Below are 3050 nucleotides of genomic sequence, written 5' to 3'. Positions count from 1 at the left end.
GCTCCTTGAAGGTGCCGGACCACTCCTTGCTGGCGTTTGACGACATCTTGCAGCCGTCGATGGCAAAGAGTTCGTTGCCCAACAGGCCCTGCTCATGGCACACCAGCAGCACCTGCTCGAACAGCGCTTCGATCTCATCGGCATGACCGCTGACGAACTTGGCCAGCGTGGTGAAGTGCGGCACGGTATCGCAGGACAGCGCCTTGAAGATGATGTTGGTCTGGCAGCACCACTGCATCTCCCGGCTGGAGGTGATGCCCTTGGAGTAGGCGAACAGGATGATCTTCAGCAGGATGGCGGGATCGTAGGCCAGGCGGCCGGTGTCTTCGTTGCGGTACTTGGGGTGGAAGACGGACAGGTCCAGCTTGTGCTCGATCAGGTAGTGCACCGCGTGTTCGAAGGTGCCGGGCTGAAGCTGTTCCTGGTAATTGATCACGACCATCGCGTCTTGGTCGTAGTTGTAATGTTTGAAGCGGGGCATGCCGACCTTCCGTTGATCCGTTTTCTGCATCCTATCAAAGCCAAGCGCTGATTTTTTGGAGTTTTTCTACAGCCTCAGCGCAGAAGGCAGCGGCGCGCGTTAGCGCGTCCGCTGGCCTGACTTGTTAGCAGAGATGTCCTTGAGGCCGCCGGAGACGTATTTGTGTAGCACGCTGGAAACCAGGGACTGATAAGGAAGTCCTTCTTCCAACGCCCGACGTTGGAGTGCCTCTAGATCACGGCTGGAAATACGTATATTGATCCGCTTGTCTTTCTTGAACGTTTCTTCGGCGGCCTTCGTCAGGTACTCCCGGCGATCGGCATCCAGATCCGACTCGAACTCTCCGGATTCGTAAGCCTCCAGGAGCTCTTGCTCTTCGGGATCTAATTTGGTTTTGGCCATGCTACCCCCCTAGAAATGTCTTGGTGGCCTTGCGACTGGGGATGACGGTTTTGAGAAAAATCTCTCGATCATTCTCGATGTACGGCACCAGCCAGGCGTAATCGTCAATCCGAACCACAAGCAGGCGTTGATTCGGGTACTTGTCCCTGTTGGGGTGAGGTCCATCATCAAGTAAACCACCAGACTGAAGAGCAAACAGGACATCTTCGAAGGAAACTCCGCGCTCGCTCATCAGCTGCTGGTTCTTTTCAGCATTCCAGTTAACTTGCTTCATGGGAGGAGTCTAGCAGAGTGTGTGCCTATTGGCATCTTGCTAACGCTGGCGTAACGGGCCGATTTGTAGAGCGGCAGCGGAACAAAGCGGTCCCGTTGACGCACTTGATACTGATTGAGCCTTCTCCCCAGCCTAGCGGCGGACCGCTAAGCTGGAAGGCGACCAAGCTCTACAAGGGAGAAGACTCATGAATTTCTACCATAGCACCCACCGTCATTACTGTGGAATCGACCTGCATGCCCGTAGCCTCTACGTCTGCATCATCGACCAGCAGGGGAAGGTGTTGCTGCACAAGGAAATCAAAGCCCGCCCAGAACCGCTTCTGGCCCTGCTCGAACCCTTCCGTGATGACCTGGTCGTTGGCGTCGAGTGCATGCACTGCTGGTACTGGATCTCGGATCTGTGCGAAGAACACAACATCCGTTTCATCCTGGGACACGCCCTCTATCAATAGTGGTATCTACAGGATATGACCGTGATGGATGAATCCTCTACGGCATATACCAAACGGTTGGTCTCATCGATACGGCGCGACCAGAAACCAGCCAAGTTTTCCTTTAAAGGTTCTGGTTTACCAATACCTTCGAATGGAGACCGCTTCACATCTGCTATTAACTTGTTAATTCGCTTTAGGGTCTTCTTATCCTGGCTTTGCCAATAAATGTAGTCATTCCAAGCTTCGTCAGTCCAACAAAACAGCCGACTACTCATCCTCATCTACCAGCTCACGTTCAGTTGCCTTTCCTGCCTTATATTGCGCAATTGATTTATTCAGATGCTCAGCATTAGCAGGCGAACGCAAAAGGTGAACCGTCTCCATAAGGCTGTTGTAGTAATCGAGCGACATTACAACTGCATCCTCAGAATCGCGACGTGTAATCACAGTCGTATCGGCATCGTTGACCACACCATCCAGTACGGCTTTTAGACTGTTGCGGGCCTCAGTAAAAGAAATGATTCTCATGGCACCTCTCCTGTACAGTAAACAGTACAAGTATAGAAGGAAGTGCCCGACATGTACAATATGCGGGACATCTATTCTTGCCGCTAAAACGCCCGCCATCACCGGAGGCAAAAACGGCGCGAAGCAGAGTTTTTGACTTCCGGTGCATGGGTAGAAATTTTTCAACTCCGCTGCATAGTTGATGCGAACGCAGCGGCGCCAAACATAGCCCCGCCTCCCAGCTTATTGAGCCGTCTACGAGCTTGGAAGCTTTGAATCCTATGGCGCACAACCCCTGCGAAGAGCGCAAATGACGTGATTGTTATCGAGACGACACCCAAGAAAGTCACCATTAATATTAGCAGTTGTGGAACAGCCGCTACTTCGGGATTAACAAACTGAGGAAGAAAGGCAACGAAAAAGACAATATCTTTTGGATTCAGAGCTGTAACCAGAAAAGAGGACTTGAACATGTTTGCTTTTGAAATAGCCGGGGCTGACATCGACGGCAAACCATGCTCTGGCACTTCGCGCCAGGCCTTAATGCCAAGGTAAACCAGATACCCAACACCAAACCATTTAAGAATCAGGAATAGAGTCGCTGACGTCGCCAAAACAGCACCTAGCCCAATCAACGACAACGTCATCGCCACAAAGTCCCCGATTAAAACGCCAGAAACCAGTGGAATAACTGATCTTTTTCCATGACTGATAGCCTGACCAAGCACCAAAATCACAGTTGGTCCTGGAATAATGGCAAAGATAAAAACTACAGATACAAAGGTTATCCAGATTTCGAGAGTCATAACGTATCCTTGTATTTCTAACGAGGCTGTAGAAAAACCCAAAATAGAGCGAGTATTCCACCGCCTTCGATCTCGTTTTTTTCAGCCGGCCATTTCAGCCGGCATTGTCCAGTTTTCAGATTGATTGCCCTTTATTGCCTCCAA

6 protein-coding genes and 1 pseudogene are annotated in these 3050 nt (G+C 51.1%); 1 reads left to right on the top strand and 6 read right to left on the bottom strand.

Annotation, left to right across the window (positions count from 1 at the left end):
• The 3 genes from EZI54_RS23400 to EZI54_RS23390 all read right to left on the bottom strand — a co-directional run.
• A partial coding sequence (locus tag EZI54_RS23400) for a transposase (protein ID WP_131484267.1) occupies positions 1-481 on the bottom strand: 481 nt, incomplete at its 3' end.
• A 99-nt stretch (positions 482-580) separates the two neighbouring features.
• Positions 581-883: a CopG family antitoxin gene (locus EZI54_RS23395; RefSeq protein ID WP_084342454.1), complete on the bottom strand. Its 303-nt coding sequence runs from the start codon at positions 881-883 to the stop codon at positions 581-583.
• A 1-nt stretch (position 884) separates the two neighbouring features.
• Complete coding sequence (locus EZI54_RS23390; RefSeq protein WP_131484266.1) at positions 885-1157, bottom strand: DUF4258 domain-containing protein; 273 nt, start codon at positions 1155-1157, stop codon at positions 885-887.
• 187 nt (positions 1158-1344) lie between these two features.
• Between EZI54_RS23390 and EZI54_RS23385 the strand changes: the two are divergent.
• Positions 1345-1605 (top strand): annotated as a pseudogene (locus EZI54_RS23385) (IS110 family transposase); the annotation flags it as partial.
• Here EZI54_RS23385 and EZI54_RS23380 read toward each other — a convergent pair.
• The 3 genes from EZI54_RS23380 to EZI54_RS23370 form a co-directional block, all read right to left on the bottom strand.
• The gene (locus EZI54_RS23380; RefSeq protein WP_131484265.1) at positions 1605-1868 is read right to left on the bottom strand and encodes a Txe/YoeB family addiction module toxin; all 264 of its coding nucleotides are present in this window, start codon (positions 1866-1868) and stop codon (positions 1605-1607) included. The pseudogene EZI54_RS23385 and the gene EZI54_RS23380 sit on opposite strands and share 1 nt — an antisense overlap.
• A complete protein-coding gene (locus EZI54_RS23375; RefSeq protein ID WP_131484264.1) occupies positions 1861-2121 on the bottom strand; it encodes a type II toxin-antitoxin system Phd/YefM family antitoxin in 261 nt (86 codons plus the stop codon). The genes EZI54_RS23380 and EZI54_RS23375 overlap by 8 nt, the downstream gene beginning before the upstream one ends.
• Positions 2122-2282: 161 nt before the next feature.
• On the bottom strand, positions 2283-2906 hold the full coding sequence (locus EZI54_RS23370) for a LysE family translocator (RefSeq protein ID WP_131484263.1): 624 nt from the start codon (positions 2904-2906) through the stop codon (positions 2283-2285).
• Between the last annotated feature and the right edge of the window lie 144 nt (positions 2907-3050).

The sequence above is a fragment of the Marinobacter halodurans genome (assembly GCF_004327985.1).
Taxonomy (GTDB): domain Bacteria; phylum Pseudomonadota; class Gammaproteobacteria; order Pseudomonadales; family Oleiphilaceae; genus Marinobacter_A; species Marinobacter_A halodurans.
The sequence above is the reverse complement of the archived record's forward strand: the minus strand, read 5'-3'. Positions and strand labels throughout refer to the sequence as shown.

What these genes read in the sequence shown, in the direction of transcription:
- EZI54_RS23395 (WP_084342454.1), bottom strand. Translation starts at nt 883, where the DNA reads ATGGCCAAAACCAAATTAGATCCCGAAGAGCAAGAGCTCCTGGAGGCT.
- EZI54_RS23375 (WP_131484264.1), bottom strand. Translation starts at nt 2,121, where the DNA reads ATGAGAATCATTTCTTTTACTGAGGCCCGCAACAGTCTAAAAGCCGTA.
- EZI54_RS23370 (WP_131484263.1), bottom strand. Translation starts at nt 2,906, where the DNA reads ATGACTCTCGAAATCTGGATAACCTTTGTATCTGTAGTTTTTATCTTT.
- EZI54_RS23390 (WP_131484266.1), bottom strand. Translation starts at nt 1,157, where the DNA reads ATGAAGCAAGTTAACTGGAATGCTGAAAAGAACCAGCAGCTGATGAGC.
- EZI54_RS23380 (WP_131484265.1), bottom strand. Translation starts at nt 1,868, where the DNA reads ATGAGTAGTCGGCTGTTTTGTTGGACTGACGAAGCTTGGAATGACTAC.